Source organism: Lysinibacillus sphaericus, assembly GCF_000600105.1.
In the GTDB taxonomy this organism is placed as follows: Bacteria; Bacillota; Bacilli; order Bacillales_A; family Planococcaceae; genus Lysinibacillus; species Lysinibacillus sphaericus.
The window spans coordinates 53,664-79,215 of record NZ_CP006837.1 but is presented as its reverse complement, the minus strand read 5'-3'; the positions used below and the strand labels follow the sequence as shown (position 1 = coordinate 79,215).

Below are 25,552 nucleotides of genomic sequence, written 5' to 3'. Positions count from 1 at the left end.
TGTTTAGTTGATAATTATTTTGAATTTAATTTGCTTACATAATTCGGTTTGTTTTCTTGTCTTGCACGAGCAATTGCTAGCGCATCTTCAGGAACTTCTTTTGTAATTGTAGATCCTGCTGCAATAAATGAACCTTTTCCAACTTTCACTGGCGCTACTAAGTTAGTATTACATCCTACAAATACATCATCTTCAATAATTGTTTGGAATTTGTTTTTCCCATCATAGTTCACTGTAATAGAACCACAGCCAACATTGACGTTATTTCCTATTTCAGCATCTCCAATATAGCTTAAATGGGATACTTTTGTATCATGACCTAGTGTACTTTTCTTCACTTCTACAAAGTTACCGATTTTAACATGGCTACCGATATCAGATAGTGGACGAATATGTGCAAATGGTCCAATCGCTGTATCTTCCGCTACAGTGCTTTCTCTTACAACAGAGGAATGTACTGAAGTACGGTCACCAATACGACTATCAATAATTTGTGAATTTGGGCCAATAATACAATCTTCTCCTATTACCGTTGCTCCTTCAATCATAGAGCCAGGTTGTAGAACAGTATCACGTCCAATGACTGCGTCTGAACTAATGTAAGTAGCAGTTGGGTTAATGATTGTTACACCATTACGCATATGACGTTCATTAATACGTGCACGCATTAATGTCTCCGCCTGTGACAATGCCACACGGTCATTGACACCGAGTGTTTCTTCAAAATCATCGGTTACATATGCTTCAACGATATCGCCTTGCTTTTGTAAAATTTCAATTACATCAGGTAAATAATATTCGCCCTGTGCATTGTCATTTTTCACAAGCTTTAACGTCTCAAACAACGCCTTGTTATCGAAGCAGTATGTCCCCGTATTAATTTCTTTTACTCGTTGCTGCTCTACACTTGCATCTTTTTGTTCAACAATTTGTTCCACCTGTCCATTATCGCCACGTAAAATACGACCATAGCCAGTTGGATTTTCAGCAACAGCTGTTAAAATTGTCGCTTTTGCATTATTTGCTAGATGATGCTCAAATAACGCTTTCATCGTTTCAGGACGAATAAGTGGCGTATCACCGCAAACAACTAATGTTGTTCCTTGCTCGCTACCTAAAATTGACTCTGCTTGTTGTACTGCATGTGCTGTACCTAGTTGTTCAGCTTGTAAAACATACTCACTTTTATCGCCAAGTTGTTGTTTTACTTTTTCTGCACCATGTCCTACAACCGTTACGATGCGCTCGACATCTAACGTTTGAATGTGATCCACTACATGTTGTACCATGGGCTTCCCACATACTGGATGGAGCACTTTATATAATTTGGACTTCATACGTGTACCTTGACCTGCAGCCAAAATGACAGCAAAAATATTGCTCATCAGTAAGTCCTCCAATACGCTCATTTTCTCTTATGACTATATAGCAAAATTCATCTATTTTCAAGGCATGTAGAATTGACTAAAAAGTGAATTCCTAAATCAAACACGGCTTATGCTCGATTGTTATCAGCTATGCACTAAAATCTGCCCGTTTTCTCTTTTTTGAAAAATAAAAAGAACCCTTCATTCATTGAGGAGTTCTTTCTATTTTTCATCGCCAAAAAGTCCTTATTTTGTAAATAACCTTTAAACGACCATTTATTTTCATAAAACTATACGCCAATTCCTTCTAATTCGGCTGCTTGTTCTGACTCAGGCGTGTCGCTCGAGTTATGATAAGCGTTTAAAATAATCTCTTGAATTTTGTTACGTGTCGTTGAATTAATCGGATGCGCAATATCTCTAAATTCTCCATCCGGTGTACGTTTACTTGGCATAGCAACGAATAAGCCTGTATTGCCATCAATTACACGGATATCATGTACCACAAACTCATTGTCGAGTGTAATGGAAGCAATCGCACGCATGCGACCATCCGTTTGAACATGACGTAATCTCACATCAGTAACTTCCATTTTCTCACCACCTCTCATCTTAGATGCCTAAATGAAAATATTTATATTCCTATTACCGAATATTTTCCTTTTCATAGTCTAACAAATTTTCTAAAAAATTTGAATACTTCATTTTTAATTCACTATAATATTTTCTCTAGTTCATCGTAAATTTGACAATAGTTTGTCAAATTTTTGGAAAACTAACGAATCTTTTATGTTTTTCTGTAATCCAGCTACATTTTCTAAGTAAACAATTTTTTAGATATCTAAGATAACTACTTAAAATGGCACTCGTAAGAAATTGTGAGTATTAGTAAAAAACCCTTTAAAAGAGTTATTGTTCTTTTAAAGGGCGCTTATTTTATTTTACAACGGCTATTACTTCTATTTCGACTTTCACATCTTTTGGTAAACGAGCTACTTCCACTGCCGAACGAGCTGGCTTATGTTCGCCAAAGTGACTAGCATAGACTTCGTTCATTGCCACAAAGTCATTCATATCCTTCATAAAGACAGTAGTTTTTACTACATTGTCTAATGATGAACCAGCAGCCTCTAACACTGCCTTTAGATTAGCAAAGACTTGGTGTGTTTGAGCGGCGATATCACCTTCTACTAATTCCCCTGTTGCAGTAAGCGGAATTTGACCTGAACTATAAAACATCCCATTTACAATTATGCCTTGTGCATATGGTCCAATTGCTGCTGGTGCATTTGTTGTAGATACTACATTCATTTGTCATTTCTCCCTTTTTGTAAAATAATTTCCTTCACTTAATGCAATCGTACGATCTTTTTCATTTACCTCATGAAGCTTTACAAGTGAATAGTAATCATCTACTAAAGTTTCATCGGCATGCTCTGCTTCAACAAGAACCGCGATACCTGCTAGTTGACAGTCAAACTCTTCTAGTAGATTTTTCATACCGTTCATCGTACCTCCGACCTTCATAAAATCATCGGTAATCAGTACGCGCTGTCCACTCTTCATGCTTCTTTTTGATAATACCATTGTCTGAATTCTACGAGAAGAACCAGATACGTAGTTTATGCTGACTGTAGAACCTTCTGTTACTTTGCTGTCTCTACGAACAACTACTACCGGTACATTTAAGTGTCTTGCTATGGCATGGGCAATAGATATTCCCTTTGTTGCCACTGTCATAATGACATCAATTTGTTGGTCAGCAAAGGCAGATGCAAAGACCTTACCAACTCGATTAATTAAATCTGGATTGCCCAGTAAATCCGTCATAAATAAATAGCCACCAGGTAACAAACGATCAGAATGTTCAAGTTCTGCTTTTAAATCCTGAATAACTAAACGAACTTCCTCTTCGGACATTTTAGGAATATACTTCACACCACCTGCAGCCCCTGGCACTGTTGTCAATAACCCGATTCCTTTTTCTTCGAAAGTTTCTTTTACAATCGTTAAATCTTCGCTAATTGAAGACTTTGCTGATTGATATAATTCTGAAAAATAAGTTAGCGGGATCAGCTGATGTGGATGTTCTAGTAAATAGTACGTCATATCAACTAGTCGTTCACTACGCTTCCATTTCATGCGACCCTCTCCTAAACACGAATATTTATAGGTAAAATTAACACAAATATGCGTTTTTAAGCAAGCGTATTTCGCTCCCCTAAAATGCGCACAGCATATACTTCTTCACAAAAGCCTCGTAAGCCATTGTAAATTCGACTTACACGAGCCTCACTATCCACAAGGCCAAAGACCGTTGGACCGCTTCCGCTCATTAATGTCGCATCTGCTCCAAAACGTCGCATCTGCTCTTTTAACATAATAACTTCTGGATGCAACTTAAATGTTACAGTTTCCAAAACATTTCCTAAAGATGCACATAATAGTTCATAATTATCCGTCTCAATCGCTTGAATCATTTGCTTTGTATTTGGATGCTCAAGTCCTTCAACTTTCAATCCTCCATATACTTCCGCTGTTGATACACCTATTTTAGGCTTGGCTAATACAACCCAACAGCTTGGCGGAGCAGGTAATTCTTGAATTTTTTCTCCACGTCCAGTTGCTAGCGCTGTACCTCCGTATACACAAAAAGATACATCAGAGCCGATTTTAGCACCAAGCTCTGCTAACTCATCTATGGACAAGTTTAAATTCCAAAGTTCATTTAAGCCTTTTAGTGTCGCCGCTGCATCACTACTGCCTCCTGCAAGACCTGCAGCGATCGGTATTTCTTTTTCAATTGTAATGGATACACCTTGTCTAATGCCGTATGTATCTTTTATAAGACGCGCTGCTTGATAAGCAAAGTTGCGGTGATCATTTGGTACGAAATTATCCGTTGAAATAATTTCGATAACTCCATCTTCTCGAGATTCTAAGCTAATACGATCTGCCAAATCGACAGTCGTCATGACCATCTCCACTTCGTGATAATTATCTGGTCGTTTATAAAGAACATCTAATGTTAAATTAATTTTTGCAGGCGCCTTTACATAAAGCATCTTACTTCCTCCCTCATAACTACACGCAGAAACAGCCATTCATTTTTCGCGCAAGATAATTCATTTTATTTTACCATAATGAGAAAGCAAACTGAAAAAAGAACCGTTTTATAACGGTTCTCTCTCGTCAGTTGTTTTGTTGTGTTCAGCATAGGCAACCCTAGCTAAATGAAGTAAATAAATGTAAGCAACCTATTTTAGGCAAAGTAGACTACTTACGCTCTTGTTCACTGCTTGCTCTTTCCGCCATCTCAATGGCACGTTTCACCATATTACCAGCATCTCGAGCTTTAATGCCGCCCCAACCTTCTTTTTGCACAACATCATAAAATCCAAGTTCTTTGGCGATCTCTTCTTTTAAACGAGGTGACATGATACCTTTTCTAGGCATATAAACTCCTCCTTGTAACAACTGACGACATTAGTATGTCCGATAAAACGAAAAGCACTCATGTAGTTTTTGACATACATGAGTGCTCCAAAATATAGAAATAAGTACTAGAAACTATTTCGCGACAGCAGCCTTTGCTTCGTCTAAAAATGTAATCTCTACTGCCTCAGTTAAAATATCTGTGTAGCTATACGATACGCGTTTGCACGTATTGTCTTCTTGATCAAGCTCAACTACAAAAATTGCACGATATGTTTCGCGCAATATCCCTGCACACTCGATCGTTTTCTTGCGACCACCGTTTGCTTTTAACTGCAAACGTTTACCCAAATGACAATCCAACGACTTTTTAATGTCCGCTAAAGTTTTTGGCATTTTCGCTTACACCTCACTAATACCTAGTATAAGTGATACGCCCAAAAATGTCAACAAAATATAATATTTTATCAGCCCTTCATAAATGTTGTCAACTTATTTTTTTTGAAAAAATACGTTTTTTTTTCATATCACATGAAAATGTAACAAAATTTTTTACTTTGCAAAGGTTGGATAAAGAGCATCTGCAAGCTTCCCAAACTCTTGAATGGAAAGTGTTTCACCACGACGAGTTGGCTCAATATTTACAGATTCTAAAGCCTCGATGATTTTATCTTTATTGGCCTTACCATTTGGTAAACCCGATTGTAAATTATTTAAGATGGTTTTACGACGCTGTACAAATGACGCTCTTGTGACAACAAAAAGAAAATCCTCATCAATCACATTAACCGGTGGCGCATCATGCTTAATAAGACGAATAACTGCTGAATCTACATTTGGTTGTGGCATAAAAACAGTTTTCGGTACAGTCATCGCAATTTCTGCTTTCACGTAATACTGAATGGCAATCGATAATGAACCATATTCTTTTGTTCCTGGTTTCGCTGTAATACGATCCGCTACTTCTTTCTGCATCATCACCACAAAACCACGGATTGGTAGACGATCATTTAACAACTTCATTAAAATAGGCGTCGTAACATAATAGGGTAAATTAGCAACAACCATAATATCCTCAATACCTGGCATTTCTTCCTCAATTACTTTAGCAACATCTGCTTTTAAAATATCGGAATGCACGATAGACACATTATTATATGGACTTAATGTATCGGCTAGTACTGGTAATAAACGCTGATCGATTTCAAACGATACGACCTTTTTTGCGCTGCGTGCCAAATGCTCCGTTAATGCGCCAATACCTGGACCTACTTCAATTGCACCACTGTTTTCTGTCAAATTCGCATGACTAACAATGTTTCTTAAAATGTTCGGATCGATTAAAAAATTTTGACCTAAGCTCTTTTTAAATGAAAATCCATATTTTTTTAAAATTTCCTGTGTTCGAATGGGTGTTGCAATATCCTTATGCATTATTTTCCTCCTGATCTACCTGTGCGACAGCAGCACCAAATTGCTGTTCTGTTATTTGAAACATTTTCAATCTTTTATGAAGTTGTTTACCATTTGTTGCACCAATATTCAATATTTCACCTAGACGATCACGGCGTCTTTTCGCCAATGGATGACCGATTAAACGAGCGGTCATTAAATCTTCTAGCGTAATATCATCGGTAATGGGCTCATTGTTATTTGGCGTATAGACAAGACTTAACGCTTCGCGAATATCCTCATCTGCCGCATGCTCAATGCCTAAACCTTTACCGTTTTTTGCAATTGTTTTTGATTTTGGTAAAAAGGCATGTTTTACCCCTGAGACATGTTGCTCAATAATAGCTCGAATTCGCCGTCCTGGATAATCAGGATCTGTAAACACAATGACTCCTCGTTTATCCTGTGCATGCTGAATTCGTTTAAGCGTCTCCTCTGAAATTGCAGATCCATTTGTTTCAATAGTATCTGCTTGAACAGCTCGCTTAATGGCTGTTGTATCATCTTTTCCTTCAACGACAATGACTTCTTGAATTTGCAAAAAGGCTCCTCTTTTCTACCTTATCTTCAGACCATTTTACAACTGCCCTGTGTGATTGTACAGAAATACAAAGTTAGTCGGTTCTATACGTGAAAAAAGCTTTCCCGCCAGTCAATACAGGAAAGCCAATGCTTAGTGAAAAACATTTTGTTATATTTTACAATTTTTTTAATTTAATACTTTAATACGCACTTTCTTACGTCCCCAGTTGCGGGCTTGAGCATCTGTTTGTACAAGTATATCGATCTTATTACCCTTAATTGAACCACCAGTATCCCCAGCAATAGCTGTTCCATAGCCTTCAACCCATACCTTTGAGCCAAGTTTAATAACGGATGGATCTACTGCGATTACCTTTAAGCCAGAACCTGAACGCAAGTTAATGCCAGTAGCTGATGTACCTGAACAGCCTTTACAATACGGTGTATATGCTGTTGCCGTTACATAAAATTCTTTCCCACTAGCAGGCTCCGCTGAACCACGAGACACAGTTGTTGCGCTAGCTACTAATTTTTTTGCACCAACAGCAACTACTTGTTTCTTTGGCTCTTTTATGACGTTTTCAGATTGTAAATTTTTTGCCACAATTTTGCCGTTTTCTTTCACGACTTCATACGTTCGAGAAACTGTACCCTTCTCGCCCGTCGTGACAACTTTTTGTTTTCCTTTAAGCAAAGAAGCATCTTGCTTCTTTTCAATTGCGAAATCAATAGAGTCTTCCACTACATCGATAACCTTTTCTACGCGAACTACTGCGATTTTACTCTCTGGAGTGATAACGTCCTCCAGGTTATTCTCGACACGATCGAATTCATTAAGTTGAATTCCTTGTTGTTTTAAAAAGTTAGCGACCGTAGTCGAAGTGGACCAAACTTGTCTGTTTTCTAAACCATCGACAAGCGTTACCTGAAACGCTTTTTGAATATCGATTTTGTTATCTGCTCCTACTTCTGTATCCAAACCTTGCGCTAATGAATCATGTTCTGATACTTCGATATTTGCTTCCTTCAAAATGTCTTTCACTAGTTTTTCAGTTGTCCAAACTTTTGACTGATTTCCATCAACTGAAATTGTTACTTCTTTTGCCTGTTCCCAAGTAATTGCTAAACCATTAACAATTTTGGCATTCAGAGAGGGTGATATTTTGTCATGCGCTGCTACGTCTATATTTTGATTTTGTAATAGTTCTTCTACAGTTTTAGCATGTGTTGATACTTCAATTGCTTCTCCGTTAGCGTTAAGCGTTACGGATTTTTTAGTACCTTGATAAAGTACGAATGAAATTACTGACACAAACAGGACAAGTGAAACAATTCTTATCACTGTTTGCTTACTCCTCAATGATCCTAAGAACAAGTTTTTCATGGAATTATTTGACATGAAAAAACGCCTCCTTAATACAAAGTTGGATTATACGGACTAGATTTAGCACTGTCAACCCGAATGTATTTCAAAAAAATTTGACCATGCTATTTTAGCCAACCGCAAACACAGTATTGGAGGCACTTTAGCTAGTTAAACGTCAATCCTAAAAAATTTTTTTGCATTGGCAGTCGTTACATTGGCAACTTCCTCAATTGGTATTTCTTTTAAACGTGCAATTTCTTCTGCAACTAATGGCACCAATGCTGGTTCATTACGCTTACCACGATAAGGATGTGGAGCTAGATATGGCGCGTCTGTTTCGATCATCAAGTGCTCTAAAGGTATCTCTGTTGCTACTTCTTTCGGCATGCGAGCATTTTTAAAAGTCACCGGTCCGCCAAGACTAATCATAAAATTCATTGCGATGCATTGACGTGCTGTTTCTACACTTCCGCTATAGCAATGCATAACGCCTCCAACAGAAGCAGCATTCTCTTCACGTAAAATATCCACAACATCTGCTGTCGCATCTCGATTATGAATGATAATTGGTAAATTTACTTTTTGCGCTAAATGAATTTGCTTGCGAAAAAGAGCTTGCTGAACATCCTTTGGTGATTTATCCCAGTAATAATCTAAACCTGTTTCACCAATTCCAACGACTTTAGGATGTGCTGCCAATTCCTCAATCCATTGTAAATCTTCTTCAGTGCAATCAATAGCATCTACTGGATGCCAACCAATCACACCATAAATAAAATCGTATTGTTCTACTAATTCCATTGTTTTTTCAATCGTTTTACGATCAAAACCTACAACTACCATGGTTTCAACCTTTGCTTCAAGAGCTCGATCTATGACTTCTTGTAAGTCTTCTTGATACTGCTCTGCATTCAAATGTACATGTGTATCGATAAACATTGTCATTCCCCTAACCTTGATTTTATTAAAGATTATTATTTCATATTTTTCATCTGCATTACAATTTTGTTACAAACAAATTAGTATTGTGACAATACACTTATAAATATTCGGCAAAACTATTACCATGTACCTAAAATTCGTCAATTTACGCGTTGCATAAGTTATAGTAAAATAACTTTTAGCCGAATAATAGTCCAAATTTAGAATGGCCTGCTGAATATTTTCTACTCAACAGGCCATACTGCATTTTTTATTTTACTTTTGCACCATTTTCAAGTTTTGGATCAACAGAGGCTAGCTTTAAAATTCCATCTTTTTCACCCGCTAAAATCATCCCTTGTGATAATTCACCACGTAATTTTACAGGTTTCAAATTTGCAACAACAATCACTTTTTGTCCGACTAGCTCTTCCGCAGTATAATACTTAGCAATTCCCGAAACTACTTGGCGTTGCTCATATCCAAGGTCAACTTGAAGCTTTAATAATTTATCCGCTTTCGGAATCGGTTCACATGCTGTAACCGTTGCCACACGTAAGTCTACTTTCATAAAATCATCAATAGATATTTCTGGAATTTCTGGAATTTCCACAACTTTTGATTCTGTGCTTGGTTCTTCTTCTTGAGAAGTTTTTACAGAGCCGCGCATTTCTTCACGAATGTAAGTAATTTCAATTTCACTATCTAAACGTGGGAAAATTGGTGTACCTTTTTCTACCACTTTAATGTTTGCTGGAATAGTATTACCGAATGTTTCAATTGTTTCCCATGATAAAAATTTGTCGTCTAATCCTAATTGTTGCAATATGCGTGTCGGTGTAGATGTCATAAATGGTTGTAACATAACGGCAATATGATGTAAACTCTCTGCCAAATTCCGCATAACAGCCCCTAATTTTGGCTTATCTGCTTCTTCTTTTGCAAGTACCCAAGGCTGTGTTTCATCAATGTATTTATTTGTACGAGATACTAGTGTCCAAAGGTCAGCTAATACAACACTAAATTGCATTTTTTCCATACTTTCTTCATATTTAATACGTACAGTTTCTGCATGCACTTTTAATGCCTCATCAAATTCTGTCGATTGAAGATTTTCTATAGGAATATTGCCATCAAAATACTTATTAATCATAGAAATTGTACGGTTTAATAAATTACCTAAATCATTAGCTAAATCAAAATTTGTTCGCTCCACAAATGATTCTGGTGAAAATACGCCATCTGAGCCAAATGGTAACTCTCTTAATAGGAAGTAACGTGTTGCATCTAATCCATAACGTTCGATTAACATTTCAGGATAGATAACATTTCCTTTTGATTTCGACATTTTTCCGTCTTTCATCATAATAAATCCATGCGCGAACACTTTTTTAGGTAATGGTAAATCAAGAGCCATTAAGAATATCGGCCAATAGATTGTATGGAAACGTACGATATCTTTTCCTACAACATGTACATCGGCTGGCCAATATTTATTAAATAACGTTTCATCTTCTGATAAGTAACCTAAAGAGGTAATATAATTTGTTAACGCATCTACCCAAACGTAAATTACGTGTTTTGGATCTCCCGGTACTTTAATGCCCCAATCAAATGAAGTTCGTGAAACTGATAAATCTTCAAGCCCTGGTTTAATAAAGTTATTAATCATTTCGTTTTTACGAGATTCCGGTTCGATGAATTCTAAATTTTCTTCATAATAAGCGAGTAGGCGATCTGCGTATTTCTTCATATTAAAGAAGTAAGATTCTTCTTTAACTTTGTGTACAGCGCGACCACAGTCTGGACACTTTCCATCTTCTAATTGCGTTTCAGTAAAGAATGACTCACAAGGGGTACAGTACCATCCTTCATACTCACCTTTATAAATATCGCCGTTGTCTAAAAACTTTTGGAAAATCTTTTCGACAGTTTTTTTATGACGTTCTTCCGTTGTTTGAATGAAATCATCATAAGAAATATCCATTAATGCCCAAAGTTTTTTCGCTGCCTCGGCTATCTCATTTACATATTCTTGAGGATGCTTGCCAGCTTCTGCAGCTTTTTCTTGAATCTTTTGTCCGTGCTCGTCCATCCCAGTTAAGAAACGTACATCATAGCCACGTAAACGTTTGTAACGTGCAATCGTATCAGACGCTACTGTCGTATACGCAGTACCAATATGAAATTTTCCACTTGGATAGTAAATCGGGGTTGTTATATAGAATGTTTTGTTTTGTTCGCTCACGAGAACTGCCTCCAATGTTTCACAGTATAATATCTATTCTATCGAAGTACGAAATTCGTTTCAATGAAAGTTTATCGAATGCGAAAAATGTCGAATATTATATTAATCCATTTAATGTCTTTTATAAGAAGCTTTTTTACTATAAAATAAAATCTATAATAAAAACCTTTTAAAAACGTACAAATAACAGTTTTCTCCTCAAAAATTTTTACAAACAAGAAATAATTACTGTATTAATTAATTGACGTTTATGGCATTACTTGGTATGATAACTATCAGACAAGGAAATTATGTCGAAATTTGACGAAACACAAATATAACTTTTACTTATAGGAGGAAAAATAATTATGAAATCAACAGGTATTGTTCGTAAAGTCGATGAATTAGGTCGTGTGGTAATTCCAATCGAACTTCGTCGTACATTAGGTATCGCTGAAAAGGACGCTTTAGAAATCTACGTAGATGATGACAAAATCATCCTAAAAAAATATATGCCAAACATGACTTGTGCTGTTACTGGTGAAGTTTCTGATGATAACTTCCGTCTAGTTGGAGGCAAATTAATTTTAAGCCCTGAAGGCGCAGAAATGCTGATGAAAGAAATCCAATCTAGCTTAAAAAAATAAACCCTTTCCTGCACCTAAATCGACAACAGCGGTTTAGGTGTTTTTATTATTTAATAAAAATTTCTTTTTATAATGGTAAAGTATTATATATACTTCCCATATAATGTCCATGTCAGACCTCTTTTAATAAGATTACTCGCTTTTACAATTATTATCAATTTAAACATTTGCATTTTAATAAGGATAATCATTCTCAATTGTTATGATTTGGTAAATATTGTTTGTTGCGAATAAAAAAGATTGCCTCCGTGGAGACAACCTTTTCATACTCACTCACTATGGTATTCGTTATAAATATCACGCTTCGCTACTTGGCGCAGTTTCGCTACCTCTTTTATTGCTTCCTTAGAAGTAACGCCTGATTCGGCAATAATATAATCGACATGTTCCACAACATTCATGTCAATCCAATATACATCTTCTTGCATATCTTCTTCTGCATTTTGATTTCCTTCTAAAACAATACAAAATTCTCCACGGATTTCTTCGGTTTGAGACCATTCCACCGCTTCTGATATAGTACCACGAAGAAACTCCTCGAATTTTTTTGTCAGTTCACGCGCCAGCACAATGCGGCGATTACCAAGAATTAATTCCATATCCTTTAGTGTTTCTTTTAAACGATGGGGAGCCTCGTAAAATAAGATGGTTTCTTGTCTTTTTTTTAATTGCTCTAATTGTTGTCGTCTCTCTTTTTTTCCACGATTTAAAAACCCGTAAAAGAAAAAGGGTTGTGGTGTTAAACCAGAAGCAATTAAAGCAGAAATTGCGGCATTTGCACCTGGAATTGGTACTACAGCTATTCCTTCGGCAATTGCCTTACTCACAATATCTGCCCCTGGGTCCGAAATACAAGGTAAACCAGCATCACTTACTAATGCCACCGTCTTTCCTTGACGTAAAAAACTTAGTAGCTTCTCTCCCCCGGCATCAATATTATGTTCGTGATAACTTACAAGTGGTGTTTCAATATCAAAATAGTTGCAAAGCTTCTTTGTATTCCGTGTATCTTCAGCAGCGATCACATCCGCTTCCTTTAAAATACGTAGTGCACGTACACTCATATCCTCTAAATTGCCAATGGGTGTTGCTACAAGATATAAATGTCCTTGATGATCGTGCATCGTACTTTTTTGTGATTTCACGATTTATCCCTCCCTATATAGTTCGTTTTTTGCGCCCGTGTTAACTGCTTAAAAGCATATTCTGCCCGCATCGCTTCTTGTTTTGTGTCGAAAGCTTCGACATAAATACATTCAACTGGTCCTCTAGCCCGTGTATATTTGGCACCTTTCCCTGCGTTATGTGCGGCAACACGCTTTTCTACATTATTTGTATAACCTGCGTAATAAGTCTTGTCCGCACATTCTAACACATAAAAGAAATGACTATTCGTTTTGTCCATAAAGCATTGCTCTCACTTCAGCTGTATATTCATTATTTGAATCATAGACATACAGTGGGGGTAATATTTTCAAATCTGGTTTACCATCCTTTATTGCTTCTATTAATAAAGTATTGGCTTCCTTCCCTACTTTCGGATAAATCAGTTGCATGCGTTTTGGTTCTAATCGATTTGCTCGCATAGCTGTGACAATATCCAATAACCGACCAGGGCGATGTACAAATGCTGCTTTTCCACCTTGTTTTAATAATCTACTTGCCGATTGCACTGCTTCATCGAGTGTTAAATGTAACTCATGTCGTGCTATCGCGTAATGTTCGGATAAATTTTTATCACTTGCTTCATGCGCTAAAAAATATGGCGGATTACAAGTCACTACATCATATTTTTCTATTCCTAATTGAGATGGAATTTCCTTTACATCCCCAAGTACCATATTGATTTGTTGCGCTAGGTTATTATACCGAATACTTCGCTCTGCCATATCAAATAAACGAGGCTGTAATTCTACACCCGTAATATGCCCTTTCGTTCTAGCACTTAAAAATAACGGAATAACACCATTGCCTGAGCATAAATCCACTATTTCCCCTTTATGATAAGGTACATTGACAAATTTCGAAAGTAACACTGCATCCAATGAGAAAGAAAAGACAGATGGGCTTTGAATAATACGTAAATTCTCTGCCAACAAATAATCTAACCTTTCATCATCCTTCAACCAATTTTCCATGAGCCTTCCTCCTACTATACAAAACAAAAGACTGATACCACCGAAGCGGGAATCAGTCTTCTATTACACATTTTGCTTATTTAAAAATGATAGACAAAACAGACAATCTTCACCTTTACGTGAACTTCCAAAATGAACATGACAAACGTGGAAGCCCTCTTGGTATAGACGTGCTAAGTTATCATATCCCTCGCCAATATCTAATGGATTCTCTTTCTTCTCATCTGTAGCCTGTACGGTGTTCTCTTTAGAAAGTAGTTCTTCTAGACGTGTACGAAGGTGATGATTTTCTGTTTCGAGTGCCTTATGTTCTTCCATCATTAACGCTACAAATTGCTTCAATGCACCAAATTGCGCCTGCATTGCTTCGAGCTGTTGTTCGAACTCCATAACGGTATCTAAGAAATTACGGTCCTTCACCCAAGCCACCTCGTTAAATTCTCTATCTTATATAAGATTTTTTTCGCATGCTAGCAGTTCTTCGAGCGTATACTCAACCGTGCGCTCTTGCTCCTGTAAATATACTTGAATAAGTCTCTCTAGCACATTTAAACCAACAACTCTCCCACGGCCATCTGGTGTCATTGTCATTTCACCAATATCCGGCATACCCTCTTTTGCTTCTTCGTATTCATCGTTTTCATACTTCAAGCAGCACATTAAACGACCACATAACCCAGATATTTTAGATGGGTTTAAAGATAAATTCTGATCTTTTGCCATTTTAATAGACACCGGATCAAAATCACCTAAAAATGTTGAACAGCATAGCATTCGGCCACAAGGACCAATACCACCTAATAATTTTGCTTCATCTCGAACACCAATTTGGCGGAGCTCGATACGCGTTCTAAAAACAGATGCTAAATCTTTTACTAAATCCCTGAAGTCAACACGACCTTCTGCCGTAAAGTAAAAGATTATTTTATTGCGATCAAATGTATATTCAACATCAACAAGTTTCATCTCTAGTTTATGTTCTATAATTTTTGCATTTGCTAGCTCAAATGCACGTTTTGACTCTATCGCATTTTCTTCAACTTGAATACGATCACGTTCATCTGCTGGTCGTAGTACTTGTTTAAGTGGCAATACGACATCATTTTCCCCTACTACTTTTTGAGGGACAACTACTTTCCCGTATTCTACACCACGAGCTGTCTCTACAATGACATATTGACTGTCCTCTAGTAGAAATGATGCTGGATCGAAATAATATATTTTACCCGCTTTTTTAAAGCGGATTCCTACTACATTATACAAATGTATATCCCTCCTGCAGATTTAGCATTAGCTGCTCCATCAATAACGTCCTATTCATGTTACGCTGTAAAGATGCACGCGCCTGTAAAATGGACTCCATTTGACTAGATAGGCGTTCAAAAGTCGAATGTAACGCAGCTTCTTTAAAAGTCTGTAACATGTCTGGATAAGTACAAGCTGCTTCGGGATTAGCTTTTATTGACACTATATCACGGTAAGCAAATAGTAGTAAATCCAATGCTTGCTCCATTTCGCTTTTTTCCTTAAATAGTGGCAACCATTCCTCATGTACAACTATCATAGCTTCATGTACATTTTGGCGAATTGCCTCTACTAATTTTAACACTGTTTTTCGAGCCTGTGCAAACTGCTCATCTTTTGCTAAAAAAATAGCGGTTTCGAGCTCGTTCGTCATCATGCTAACCGTAGAAGCCATGGAGTGGGGAACGTCATTTTCTTGCAAATGCTTTAACAACAATTGACGCGGCATCTTTTGAAACTTAATATGCTGACAGCGCGAACGAATAGTAGGTAATATTGATTGCATCTGCTCTGTTAACAAAATAGCCGTAACTTCTCCATCGGGTTCCTCTAAAAATTTTAAAATCATATTAGCAGATGCTATATTTAAACGATCTGCATGATGCAGAACGTAAATTTTACGTCCTTGCTCAACACCCATCATTTTCATCTCAGAAATAAGATCACGTATTTGATCAATTTTAATAAATTGACCTTCCGGATAGATTTCGTGAATATTCGGATGATTTCCCGAATCAACACGTCTGCAATTTCGACATGTTTCACATGGAACATTTTCATGTGGATGTTCACATAGCATTAATTTTACAAAAAAATGCATAATATCCACTTTCCCTGTTCCTTTTTCGCCATCAAAAATGTATGCATGGGCTAATCTATTTTTGTCAAAAATCGTTTGAAGCTGCTTCATTACGACTGGCTGTAGTGTGAAAAGCTCTTCAACATTCTTCGCCATTTTTTATTATATTCCTTCCTATATCTATAAAGCCTTTTGGACTTGTACATGTAAATTTATTTTTGGTAGAAGCAACGCTTTACCAATTGTGATAGTAAGGAGTCCTACTGATCAAATTTGAAAAAAGCCCGCGCCTACAAGTGAACAAGACACGGGTTTTACATATATAAATTAATTAATAGACCTTTAATCTCGCCAATTTTGTCAAGAAGGTCAATCGCTTCCTTTTCTTCATCTAAAATATCTTGTGCAAGCTCCACAAGACGCGTATCAATTGTCTCAATGATTTTCAATCGTCTTCCTTCACCAAAACGATTCCATGTATGCGATTGTTTTAATTCCATACCATGCTCTACAGTTTCCTGTAAGAAACGCTTCACAAGCATTTTAAAACGAGCAAGCTCTCGCAAATTACGGGATCTTGCGACACGGTCACCAGCAGTTGAAATATCCCCCAACAATCGTGTTAGTTGTTCGGTTTGCAATTTGGAGCCTTGCTTGACGACCATATCACCAAATCGGTTATTTTGATTATTATTTTGTAGAGGCTCCTTACGATTAGTATTGATCCCGACACGTATATCTTGATTGATCTTCAAGCTTCATTCGCCCCCAATTGCTTTATTATCAATGTCATCTATAGTTATGAATTTTTACTGCCAGTTTGGCAATGCTCACTAAATATTAAATACTGTTAAAAGTGGTGAAATTGTTCGATTGGTAAAACAAAGACGGTAGCGCCCCCTACCTCTACCTCCACTGGATATGGGATATAGGAATCTGCATTACCACCTAATGGCGACACGGGTGCAACCAATTGTTCCCGTGCTCGACAATTATCACGGATAATATCTAAAACTTTGGGTATGAGAGAGTCTTCTGTTCCAATTAGAAACGTCGTATTACCAGAGCGTAAAAAACCCCCTGTACTCGCTAATTTTGTTGCGCGAAACTGATTTTTCGTTAAAGCATTCGATAAGCGGCTACTATCCTGATCTTGTACAACAGCTACGACTAACTTCATTCGCACTCACCCCTTTATATAATTGGCCTTGATAGAATTTATTCAAAACAGCAACATCTACTAACAATTTCAATCCACACTTAGAACGAAAAGGACGCTAACAACATTCATGTTAAAAAATCTTTGCGACAATTTGTCTTTGTTCATACGCGTATTAGATGAAAGTAGGCACATTGCATTCTTCTTAGCACTTATAAGGTAAAGTTTTCTTTTATCCGATGCAGTAAATGGGTCATCAGATGTTACCATTATATCACAATATGGTAGTTAACTTCATGTTTTTACTGCATTGCCTTATACACTATTGTCCATACATCTTCAACTACATGCTCCATACTTTGGTCGGCATTAATAACTCTTATACGTTCTGGATATCGTTTTACTAATTGTAAATATCCCTCACGCACCTTTTGATGAAAGGCCAAGCTTTCAACATCAAGGCGGTTTACTTCACGATCCCCATGTGCGTGTATACGCGCTAAACCAACCTCTGGTGAAATATCAAATAGGATAGTTAAATCGGGTAATTTTTTACCAATTGCAAATTCATTAATTGATAGTACTTCATCTACACCGATGCCACGTGCATATCCTTGGTAAGCTAACGATGAATCAATAAATCGATCACAAATAACCATTTTCCCAGCATCTAAAGCAGGACGTACTTTTTCAAAGTAATGCTGACTTCTCGCTGCTGCGTACAACAATGCTTCCGTCCGTTCATCCATTGCTGTGTGCGCGGGATTTAAAATGATTGTTCGAATTTTTTCGGCGATTTCAATGCCTCCAGGTTCTCTCGTTGCTAAAACATCTATATTTTCTTGTGCTAATCGTTCAGCTATTTTTTTAATTATGGTTGTTTTCCCGGCACCTTCTGGACCTTCAAATGTAATAAATAAATTGCAATTCATGCTGTTATTGCCTCCAACTATTTAATGACCTCGATCATTTTTTCCTCTAACCTGTGATTTCCTTGAAATGTTGCACCTGTTGCAAGTAATTCCTCTAACTGACTTAGTTTAGCCACCGTAATTTTTTCTCCTGGAACGAGTAATGGGATGCCAGGAGGGTAAGGAATAATCATACTTGCAGCCGTACGTCCCATTGTCCGCATGTAGGGTAGCCATTCCTTCTTCATATTTGCAATTTCATCAAATGAATATGCTGGTTCCGTAATAGCCGTGAAACTATAGGCATTGTGCGAAACGGCTTGTATTTCTGTTTTTTCAGTGTTTAATAATGCTGTCACAGCCTCTTTTATACGAACACGAATCTCTGCAAATGGAAAGCTATACCCTTGTTTTAAAAGTGGCAATACAAGTAATACCTGATGAGCATCGGCAAGCTCTGCATATACCTGCTTCGCTTCTAATGCTTCCTGTAGTTGATAGCCACTATAACCTTTAACACGAAGCAATAACTTTATAGGGTCATCTACCTCGATGACTTCAAGCGAACCAATTGAACGTAATGCATCGACCCATTGATTTTTTTTCTCTATTATATATGCACCATCGCTCTCCATATATGTCTGTATATAATAGCGTGCATCATCCAAAGAAGCTAACAATATATAAGATGGACTGCTGGATTGTAACATGCGTAAATAGTGATGGATACTATCAACATTCACTAATTGTGAGTTCACATGCATAAAAGAAGCCATGGTCATAGCGGGCAATGTTTTGTGCGCTGACTGCACAACAACATCCGCGCCGAAGGTTAAAGCAGATGGCTGGAATAAAGAACAAGCATTAAAATGAGCCCCGTGCGCTTCATCTACTAAAACGGGAATGTTTTTTTCATGACAATATGCTATTTGCTGCGATAGTTCTTTAGATATCATACCGTAATATGTTGGATACGTTAAAACCACTGCCTTAACGTCTGGATACTCATCAACTGCCTGTTTTAGATCGTGATAGGAAACATGTGTTGCAGTTAATGTTCGGTCGTCCCAAAGTGGAGAAACATAAACAGCCTTTGCTCCAACAAGCTCAATTGCATGAAAAATAGATTTATGAGCATTACGTTGTACAATGATCGTATCGCCTCTTTTACATGTAGCATATATCATCGCTAAATTCCCAACTGTTGAGCCACCTACTAAAAAAAAGCTTTTCGTCGCACCATATGTTTCAGCTAGTAAATTTTCAGCCTCTAATATCATTCCCTCAGGATAGTGCAAGTCATCCATTCCTGGTAACTCTGTTACATCGTAGCGCATAACATCTTTAAAAGCCTGTGGTAAACGAGAAAATTCTCCATGTTTATGCCCTGGTACATGAAAGGATATATTTTGTTGTTGTCGAAAACGCTCTAAACCTTCTACAATTGGCTTTTTCTTTTGCAAAACAAGACACCCTTTTTCGTTTATTATATTCTTTAATTATACGGGATTATGGCACGATAAAAAAGCTATCCTATAAAATAGGATAGCTTAAGATTTAAGATGCAAGAATAACCATAAAACAGCATTTGGTTTTCATTCCAACTGCTACAACGATTCAAAAAGTACCAATAATTTAGTTGGGACAGCAAAATGCAGAAACTTCTCTCTTATTCCTAAAAAAGAATGGCCCCTCTCAATATAGCAAATTCTTTAAGTATCACTTTTTCATCACTTTCACCATTTACAATACCTCTATCTATTTCTTACCGTCTCTATTGATGTATGATGTCACTCATTCTCCAATAGTTTTCTCAGGTTAACGATACACATGCTCATACTTTTTGGGCTAAGCAACTAATCATGATATTACAATGTGTGATTGTTTCTTTAGCGCTTTGGATACGTTAGGATTTCAAATAAAAAAAGACTGAAGATTTCTCTTCGGTCTTTTTAAGTTGCCTAGCGACGTCCTACTCTCACAGGGGGAAGCCCCCAACTACCATCGGCGCTAAAGAGCTTAACTTCCGTGTTCGGTATGGGAACGGGTGTGACCTCTTTGCCATCATCACTAGACTATTTACGGCTTTCAATATACATCGTATTTCTTTGTCAGCTTCATTCGTTCAGTCAGTCACGTACAGACGTACGCTCCTTCCTTCTCTCAATCGCTTCCGCGAACTACTCGTATCTTGAAACCCTTTTATGAAAGGTTGTTCTTTCAAAACTGGATAAACGGTTCATTGAATGTTTCAAACTTTTTGGTTAAGTCCTCGATCGATTAGTATTCGTCAGCTCCATGTGTCACCACACTTCCACCTCGAACCTATCTACCTCATCGTCTTTGAGGGATCTTACTTACTTGCGTAATGGGAAATCTCATCTTGAGGGGGGCTTCATGCTTAGATGCTTTCAGCACTTATCCCGTCCACACATAGCTACCCAGCGATGCCTTTGGCAAGACAACTGGTACACCAGCGGTGTGTCCATCCCGGTCCTCTCGTACTAAGGACAGCTCCTCTCAAATTTCCTACGCCCACGACGGATAGGGACCGAACTGTCTCACGACGTTCTGAACCCAGCTCGCGTACCGCTTTAATGGGCGAACAGCCCAACCCTTGGGACCGACTACAGCCCCAGGATGCGATGAGCCGACATCGAGGTGCCAAACCTCCCCGTCGATGTGGACTCTTGGGGGAGATAAGCCTGTTATCCCCGGGGTAGCTTTTATCCGTTGAGCGATGGCCCTTCCATGCGGAACCACCGGATCACTAAGCCCGTCTTTCGACCCTGCTCGACTTGTAGGTCTCGCAGTCAAGCTCCCTTGTGCCTTTACACTCTACGAATGATTTCCAACCATTCTGAGGGAACCTTTGGGCGCCTCCGTTACCTTTTAGGAGGCGACCGCCCCAGTCAAACTGTCCGCCTGACACTGTCTCCTGCCCCGCTAAGGGGCATGGGTTAGAATTTCAATACAACCAGGGTAGTATCCCACCGACGCCTCCTTCGAAGCTGGCGCTCCGAGATCTCTGGCTCCTACCTATCCTGTACAAGTTGTACCAAAATTCAATATCAGGCTACAGTAAAGCTCCACGGGGTCTTTCCGTCCTGTCGCGGGTAACCTGCATCTTCACAGGTACTATAATTTCACCGAGTCTCTCGTTGAGACAGTGCCCAGATCGTTACGCCTTTCGTGCGGGTCGGAACTTACCCGACAAGGAATTTCGCTACCTTAGGACCGTTATAGTTACGGCCGCCGTTTACTGGGGCTTCAATTCGCAGCTTCGCTTGCGCTAACCACTCCTCTTAACCTTCCAGCACCGGGCAGGCGTCAGCCCCTATACGTCACCTTACGGTTTTGCAGAGACCTGTGTTTTTGCTAAACAGTCGCCTGGGCCTATTCACTGCGGCTCTCATGCGCTTGCACGCTCAAGAGCACCCCTTCTCCCGAAGTTACGGGGTCATTTTGCCGAGTTCCTTAACGAGAGTTCTCTCGCACACCTTAGGATTCTCTCCTCGACTACCTGTGTCGGTTTGCGGTACGGGCACCTCTCACCTCGATAGAGGCTTTTCTTGGCAGTGTGAAATCAGGAACTTCGTCCATACGGACTCGCCATCACAGCTCAACGTTACAGTGTGCGGATTTGCCTACACACACGCCTTACTGCTTGGACGCGCACAACCAACGGCGCGCTTACCCTATCCTACTGCGTCCCCCCATTTCTCAAACGGTGAGGAGGTGGTACAGGAATATCAACCTGTTGTCCATCGCCTACGCCTATCGGCCTCGGCTTAGGTCCCGACTAACCCTGAGCGGACGAGCCTTCCTCAGGAAACCTTAGTCATACGGTGGACGGGATTCTCACCCGTCTTTCGCTACTCATACCGGCATTCTCACTTCTAAGCGCTCCACCAGTCCTTCCGGTCTGACTTCAACGCACTTAGAACGCTCTCCTACCACTGACATCGTAGATGTCAATCCACAGCTTCGGTGAATCGTTTAGCCCCGATACATTTTCGGCGCAGCGTCACTCGACCAGTGAGCTATTACGCACTCTTTAAATGATGGCTGCTTCTAAGCCAACATCCTGGTTGTCTGTGCAACGCCACATCCTTTTCCACTTAACGATTACTTTGGGACCTTAGCTGGTGGTCTGGGCTGTTTCCCTTTTGACTACGGATCTTATCACTCGCAGTCTGACTCCCGTGTATAAATATCTGGCATTCGGAGTTTGTCTGAATTCGGTAAACCGGGATGGCCCCCTAGTCCAAACAGTGCTCTACCTCCAGTATTCTCATCACGAGGCTAGCCCTAAAGCTATTTCGGAGAGAACCAGCTATCTCCAAGTTCGATTGGAATTTCTCCGCTACCCACACCTCATCCCCGCACTTTTCAACGTGCGTGGGTTCGGGCCTCCAGTAAGTGTTACCTCACCTTCACCCTGGACATGGGTAGATCACCTGGTTTCGGGTCTACGACCACGTACTAATTCGCCCTATTCAGACTCGCTTTCGCTGCGGCTCCGCCTTCTAAAGCTTAACCTCGCACGTAATCGTAACTCGCCGGTTCATTCTACAAAAGGCACGCTATCACCCATTAACGGGCTCTAACTACTTGTAGGCACACGGTTTCAGGATCTCTTTCACTCCCCTTCCGGGGTGCTTTTCACCTTTCCCTCACGGTACTGGTTCACTATCGGTCACTAGGTAGTATTTAGCCTTGGGAGATGGTCCTCCCGGATTCCGACGGAATTTCACGTGTTCCGCCGTACTCAGGATCCACTCTGGAGGGAACGAACTTTCGACTACAGGGCTTTTACCTGCTCTGGCGGACCTTTCCAAGTCGCTTCATCTAACTCATTCCTTTGTAACTCCGTATAGAGTGTCCTACAACCCCAAGAGGCAAGCCTCTTGGTTTGGGCTCTTCCCGTTTCGCTCGCCGCTACTCAGGGAATCGATTTTTCTTTCTCTTCCTCCAGGTACTTAGATGTTTCAGTTCCCTGGGTCTGCCTTCAAGACGCTATGTATTCACGTCAAGATACTACGCGATTAAACGTAGTGGGTTCCCCCATTCGGAAATCTCCGGATCAAAGCTCACTTACAGCTCCCCGAAGCATATCGGTGTTAGTGCCGTCCTTCTTCGGCTCCTAGTGCCAAGGCATTCGCCGTGCGCCCTTAATAACTTAACCTATCGGCTTCCAATCCACTGCGCATTTCGTTGTCAGCTTCTCTCGTTCAATCAGTCACGTACGTAAGTACGCTCCTTCATTCACTCGTTCGCTTCCTAGAACTGCTTGTGTCTTGAAACCCTATTTCGTTATTAAGCCTATAAAAAACTTAAAAAAATAAATGTGTTTGTTACAATTTCAATGTCGTTTTATCCAGTTTTCAAAGAACAAATTCACTACCTGTTTCTACTTCTTCGCAAATTTGCGACGAAAGCGTAGCGACAGGAGCACAGTTTTGAAGTATTTCATCGTAATGATGAACCTTCAAAACTGAACGCAAAACGTAATCTTACAAACCCAAGGTTTGTATTCCGAAAATATCCTTAGAAAGGAGGTGATCCAGCCGCACCTTCCGATACGGCTACCTTGTTACGACTTCACCCCAATCATCTATCCCACCTTCGGCGGCTGGCTCCAAAAGGTTACCTCACCGACTTCGGGTGTTACAAACTCTCGTGGTGTGACGGGCGGTGTGTACAAGGCCCGGGAACGTATTCACCGCGGCATGCTGATCCGCGATTACTAGCGATTCCGGCTTCATGTAGGCGAGTTGCAGCCTACAATCCGAACTGAGAACGACTTTATCGGATTAGCTCCCTCTCGCGAGTTGGCAACCGTTTGTATCGTCCATTGTAGCACGTGTGTAGCCCAGGTCATAAGGGGCATGATGATTTGACGTCATCCCCACCTTCCTCCGGTTTGTCACCGGCAGTCACCTTAGAGTGCCCAACTAAATGATGGCAACTAAGATCAAGGGTTGCGCTCGTTGCGGGACTTAACCCAACATCTCACGACACGAGCTGACGACAACCATGCACCACCTGTCACCGTTGTCCCCGAAGGGAAAACCATATCTCTACAGTGGTCAACGGGATGTCAAGACCTGGTAAGGTTCTTCGCGTTGCTTCGAATTAAACCACATGCTCCACCGCTTGTGCGGGCCCCCGTCAATTCCTTTGAGTTTCAGTCTTGCGACCGTACTCCCCAGGCGGAGTGCTTAATGCGTTAGCTGCAGCACTAAGGGGCGGAAACCCCCTAACACTTAGCACTCATCGTTTACGGCGTGGACTACCAGGGTATCTAATCCTGTTTGCTCCCCACGCTTTCGCGCCTCAGTGTCAGTTACAGACCAGATAGTCGCCTTCGCCACTGGTGTTCCTCCAAATCTCTACGCATTTCACCGCTACACTTGGAATTCCACTATCCTCTTCTGCACTCAAGTCTCCCAGTTTCCAATGACCCTCCACGGTTGAGCCGTGGGCTTTCACATCAGACTTAAGAAACCACCTGCGCGCGCTTTACGCCCAATAATTCCGGACAACGCTTGCCACCTACGTATTACCGCGGCTGCTGGCACGTAGTTAGCCGTGGCTTTCTAATAAGGTACCGTCAAGGTACAGCCAGTTACTACTGTACTTGTTCTTCCCTTACAACAGAGTTTTACGAACCGAAATCCTTCTTCACTCACGCGGCGTTGCTCCATCAGGCTTTCGCCCATTGTGGAAGATTCCCTACTGCTGCCTCCCGTAGGAGTCTGGGCCGTGTCTCAGTCCCAGTGTGGCCGATCACCCTCTCAGGTCGGCTACGCATCGTTGCCTTGGTGAGCCGTTACCTCACCAACTAGCTAATGCGCCGCGGGCCCATCCTATAGCGACAGCGAGATGCCGTCTTTCAGTATTGTCCCATGAGGGACAAAAGATTATTCGGTATTAGCCCCGGTTTCCCGGAGTTATCCCAAACTATAGGGTAGGTTGCCCACGTGTTACTCACCCGTCCGCCGCTAACGTCAAAGGAGCAAGCTCCTTCTCTGTTCGCTCGACTTGCATGTATTAGGCACGCCGCCAGCGTTCGTCCTGAGCCAGGATCAAACTCTCCATAAAAGAAATTTGATTAGCTCAAATTGTTTTGCTGGCATCAATTTTGATGTCCAAAATTTTGTTTCGTTCACTAACGAAGTTAGCTAGTAAAAACTATATTGATTACGTTTTGCTTGTTCAGTTTTCAAGGTTCATTTTGTCGCCTCTTGTTTCAGCAACTCTTATATAATACCATCTTTTCAAATCGATGTCAACAATT

The 25,552-nt window shown here is 39.9% G+C and carries 23 protein-coding genes and 3 rRNA genes; 1 reads left to right on the top strand and 25 read right to left on the bottom strand.

The window, feature by feature from the left end:
• Window positions 1-14: 14 nt before the first annotated feature.
• The 12 genes from glmU to metG all read right to left on the bottom strand — a co-directional run bounded on the left by glmU (window position 15) and on the right by metG (window position 11,311).
• A complete protein-coding gene (gene glmU, locus T479_RS00340; protein ID WP_025218328.1) occupies window positions 15-1,385 on the bottom strand; it encodes a bifunctional UDP-N-acetylglucosamine diphosphorylase/glucosamine-1-phosphate N-acetyltransferase GlmU in 1,371 nt (456 codons plus the stop codon).
• A 272-nt stretch (window positions 1,386-1,657) separates the two neighbouring features.
• The gene (gene spoVG, locus T479_RS00335) at window positions 1,658-1,960 is read right to left on the bottom strand and encodes a septation regulator SpoVG (RefSeq protein WP_024362590.1); all 303 of its coding nucleotides are present in this window, start codon (window positions 1,958-1,960) and stop codon (window positions 1,658-1,660) included.
• Between the two features lie 343 nt (window positions 1,961-2,303).
• On the bottom strand, window positions 2,304-2,678 hold the full coding sequence (locus T479_RS00330) for a RidA family protein (RefSeq protein WP_024362589.1): 375 nt from the start codon (window positions 2,676-2,678) through the stop codon (window positions 2,304-2,306).
• Between the two features lie 3 nt (window positions 2,679-2,681).
• Window positions 2,682-3,509 carry a pur operon repressor gene (gene purR / locus T479_RS00325; RefSeq protein ID WP_024362588.1) on the bottom strand — a complete coding sequence of 276 codons (828 nt, stop codon included), beginning with the start codon at window positions 3,507-3,509 and terminating at the stop codon, window positions 2,682-2,684.
• A gap of 56 nt (window positions 3,510-3,565) precedes the next feature.
• Window positions 3,566-4,432, bottom strand: coding sequence for a 4-(cytidine 5'-diphospho)-2-C-methyl-D-erythritol kinase (ispE, locus tag T479_RS00320; RefSeq protein ID WP_024362587.1), 867 nt, complete (start codon window positions 4,430-4,432; stop codon window positions 3,566-3,568).
• Window positions 4,433-4,643: 211 nt separating this feature from the next.
• Window positions 4,644-4,823 carry a small, acid-soluble spore protein, alpha/beta type gene (locus T479_RS00315; RefSeq protein WP_004229193.1) on the bottom strand — a complete coding sequence of 60 codons (180 nt, stop codon included), beginning with the start codon at window positions 4,821-4,823 and terminating at the stop codon, window positions 4,644-4,646.
• Between the two features lie 114 nt (window positions 4,824-4,937).
• Window positions 4,938-5,198, bottom strand: a complete 261-nt coding sequence (gene veg, locus T479_RS00310; RefSeq protein ID WP_024362586.1) for a biofilm formation stimulator Veg — start codon at window positions 5,196-5,198, stop codon at window positions 4,938-4,940.
• Window positions 5,199-5,354: 156 nt separating this feature from the next.
• Window positions 5,355-6,236: a 16S rRNA (adenine(1518)-N(6)/adenine(1519)-N(6))-dimethyltransferase RsmA gene (gene rsmA, locus T479_RS00305; RefSeq protein ID WP_025218327.1), complete on the bottom strand. Its 882-nt coding sequence runs from the start codon at window positions 6,234-6,236 to the stop codon at window positions 5,355-5,357.
• Window positions 6,229-6,795, bottom strand: coding sequence for a ribonuclease M5 (gene rnmV / locus T479_RS00300; RefSeq protein ID WP_024362584.1), 567 nt, complete (start codon window positions 6,793-6,795; stop codon window positions 6,229-6,231). The genes rsmA and rnmV overlap by 8 nt, the downstream gene beginning before the upstream one ends.
• Window positions 6,796-6,963: 168 nt before the next feature.
• Window positions 6,964-8,175, bottom strand: coding sequence for a resuscitation-promoting factor (locus T479_RS00295; protein ID WP_024362583.1), 1,212 nt, complete (start codon window positions 8,173-8,175; stop codon window positions 6,964-6,966).
• Window positions 8,176-8,310: 135 nt separating this feature from the next.
• Window positions 8,311-9,081: a TatD family hydrolase gene (locus T479_RS00290; RefSeq protein WP_024362582.1), complete on the bottom strand. Its 771-nt coding sequence runs from the start codon at window positions 9,079-9,081 to the stop codon at window positions 8,311-8,313.
• A 253-nt stretch (window positions 9,082-9,334) separates the two neighbouring features.
• Window positions 9,335-11,311 carry a methionine--tRNA ligase gene (gene metG, locus T479_RS00285; protein ID WP_025218326.1) on the bottom strand — a complete coding sequence of 659 codons (1,977 nt, stop codon included), beginning with the start codon at window positions 11,309-11,311 and terminating at the stop codon, window positions 9,335-9,337.
• Between the two features lie 347 nt (window positions 11,312-11,658).
• Between metG and T479_RS00280 the strand changes: the two genes are divergently transcribed.
• On the top strand, window positions 11,659-11,937 hold the full coding sequence (locus T479_RS00280) for a transition state genes transcriptional regulator AbrB (RefSeq protein ID WP_024362580.1): 279 nt from the start codon (window positions 11,659-11,661) through the stop codon (window positions 11,935-11,937).
• A 269-nt stretch (window positions 11,938-12,206) separates the two neighbouring features.
• Here the strand turns inward: T479_RS00280 and rsmI are convergent, their stop codons facing one another.
• From rsmI to T479_RS00215, 13 genes are all read right to left on the bottom strand, one after another.
• Window positions 12,207-13,082, bottom strand: coding sequence for a 16S rRNA (cytidine(1402)-2'-O)-methyltransferase (gene rsmI, locus T479_RS00275; protein WP_024362579.1), 876 nt, complete (start codon window positions 13,080-13,082; stop codon window positions 12,207-12,209).
• The gene (locus tag T479_RS00270) at window positions 13,079-13,342 is read right to left on the bottom strand and encodes a GIY-YIG nuclease family protein (RefSeq protein WP_024362578.1); all 264 of its coding nucleotides are present in this window, start codon (window positions 13,340-13,342) and stop codon (window positions 13,079-13,081) included. Before T479_RS00270 ends, rsmI begins: the two co-directional genes overlap by 4 nt.
• Window positions 13,326-14,075 (bottom strand): tRNA1(Val) (adenine(37)-N6)-methyltransferase, encoded by a 750-nt coding sequence (locus T479_RS00265; RefSeq protein WP_024362577.1) that lies wholly within the window; start codon window positions 14,073-14,075, stop codon window positions 13,326-13,328. The genes T479_RS00270 and T479_RS00265 overlap by 17 nt, the downstream gene beginning before the upstream one ends.
• Window positions 14,076-14,138: 63 nt before the next feature.
• Entirely contained in the window at window positions 14,139-14,495 is a 357-nt protein-coding gene (yabA, locus tag T479_RS00260; RefSeq protein ID WP_024362576.1) for a DNA replication initiation control protein YabA, read from the bottom strand.
• Window positions 14,496-14,522: 27 nt separating this feature from the next.
• Complete coding sequence (locus T479_RS00255; RefSeq protein WP_024362575.1) at window positions 14,523-15,338, bottom strand: PSP1 domain-containing protein; 816 nt, start codon at window positions 15,336-15,338, stop codon at window positions 14,523-14,525.
• Window positions 15,331-16,335 carry a DNA polymerase III subunit delta' gene (gene holB, locus T479_RS00250; protein ID WP_024362574.1) on the bottom strand — a complete coding sequence of 335 codons (1,005 nt, stop codon included), beginning with the start codon at window positions 16,333-16,335 and terminating at the stop codon, window positions 15,331-15,333. Before holB ends, T479_RS00255 begins: the two co-directional genes overlap by 8 nt.
• A 158-nt stretch (window positions 16,336-16,493) precedes the next feature.
• Window positions 16,494-16,934, bottom strand: a complete 441-nt coding sequence (locus tag T479_RS00245) for a YaaR family protein (protein WP_024362573.1) — start codon at window positions 16,932-16,934, stop codon at window positions 16,494-16,496.
• Window positions 16,935-17,029: 95 nt separating this feature from the next.
• Window positions 17,030-17,359 carry a cyclic di-AMP receptor DarA gene (locus T479_RS00240; protein ID WP_024362572.1) on the bottom strand — a complete coding sequence of 110 codons (330 nt, stop codon included), beginning with the start codon at window positions 17,357-17,359 and terminating at the stop codon, window positions 17,030-17,032.
• A 281-nt stretch (window positions 17,360-17,640) separates the two neighbouring features.
• A complete protein-coding gene (gene tmk, locus T479_RS00235) occupies window positions 17,641-18,270 on the bottom strand; it encodes a dTMP kinase (RefSeq protein ID WP_025218325.1) in 630 nt (209 codons plus the stop codon).
• Between the two features lie 17 nt (window positions 18,271-18,287).
• On the bottom strand, window positions 18,288-19,712 hold the full coding sequence (locus T479_RS00230) for an aminotransferase class I/II-fold pyridoxal phosphate-dependent enzyme (protein WP_025218324.1): 1,425 nt from the start codon (window positions 19,710-19,712) through the stop codon (window positions 18,288-18,290).
• Window positions 19,713-20,208: 496 nt separating this feature from the next.
• A 5S ribosomal RNA gene (gene rrf / locus T479_RS00225) occupies window positions 20,209-20,324 on the bottom strand.
• Between the two features lie 185 nt (window positions 20,325-20,509).
• A 23S ribosomal RNA gene (locus tag T479_RS00220) occupies window positions 20,510-23,437 on the bottom strand.
• Window positions 23,438-23,803: 366 nt separating this feature from the next.
• Window positions 23,804-25,356 (bottom strand): 16S ribosomal RNA (locus tag T479_RS00215).
• Together the 16S, 23S and 5S rRNA genes form the textbook arrangement of a ribosomal RNA operon.
• Window positions 25,357-25,552 lie beyond the last annotated feature (196 nt).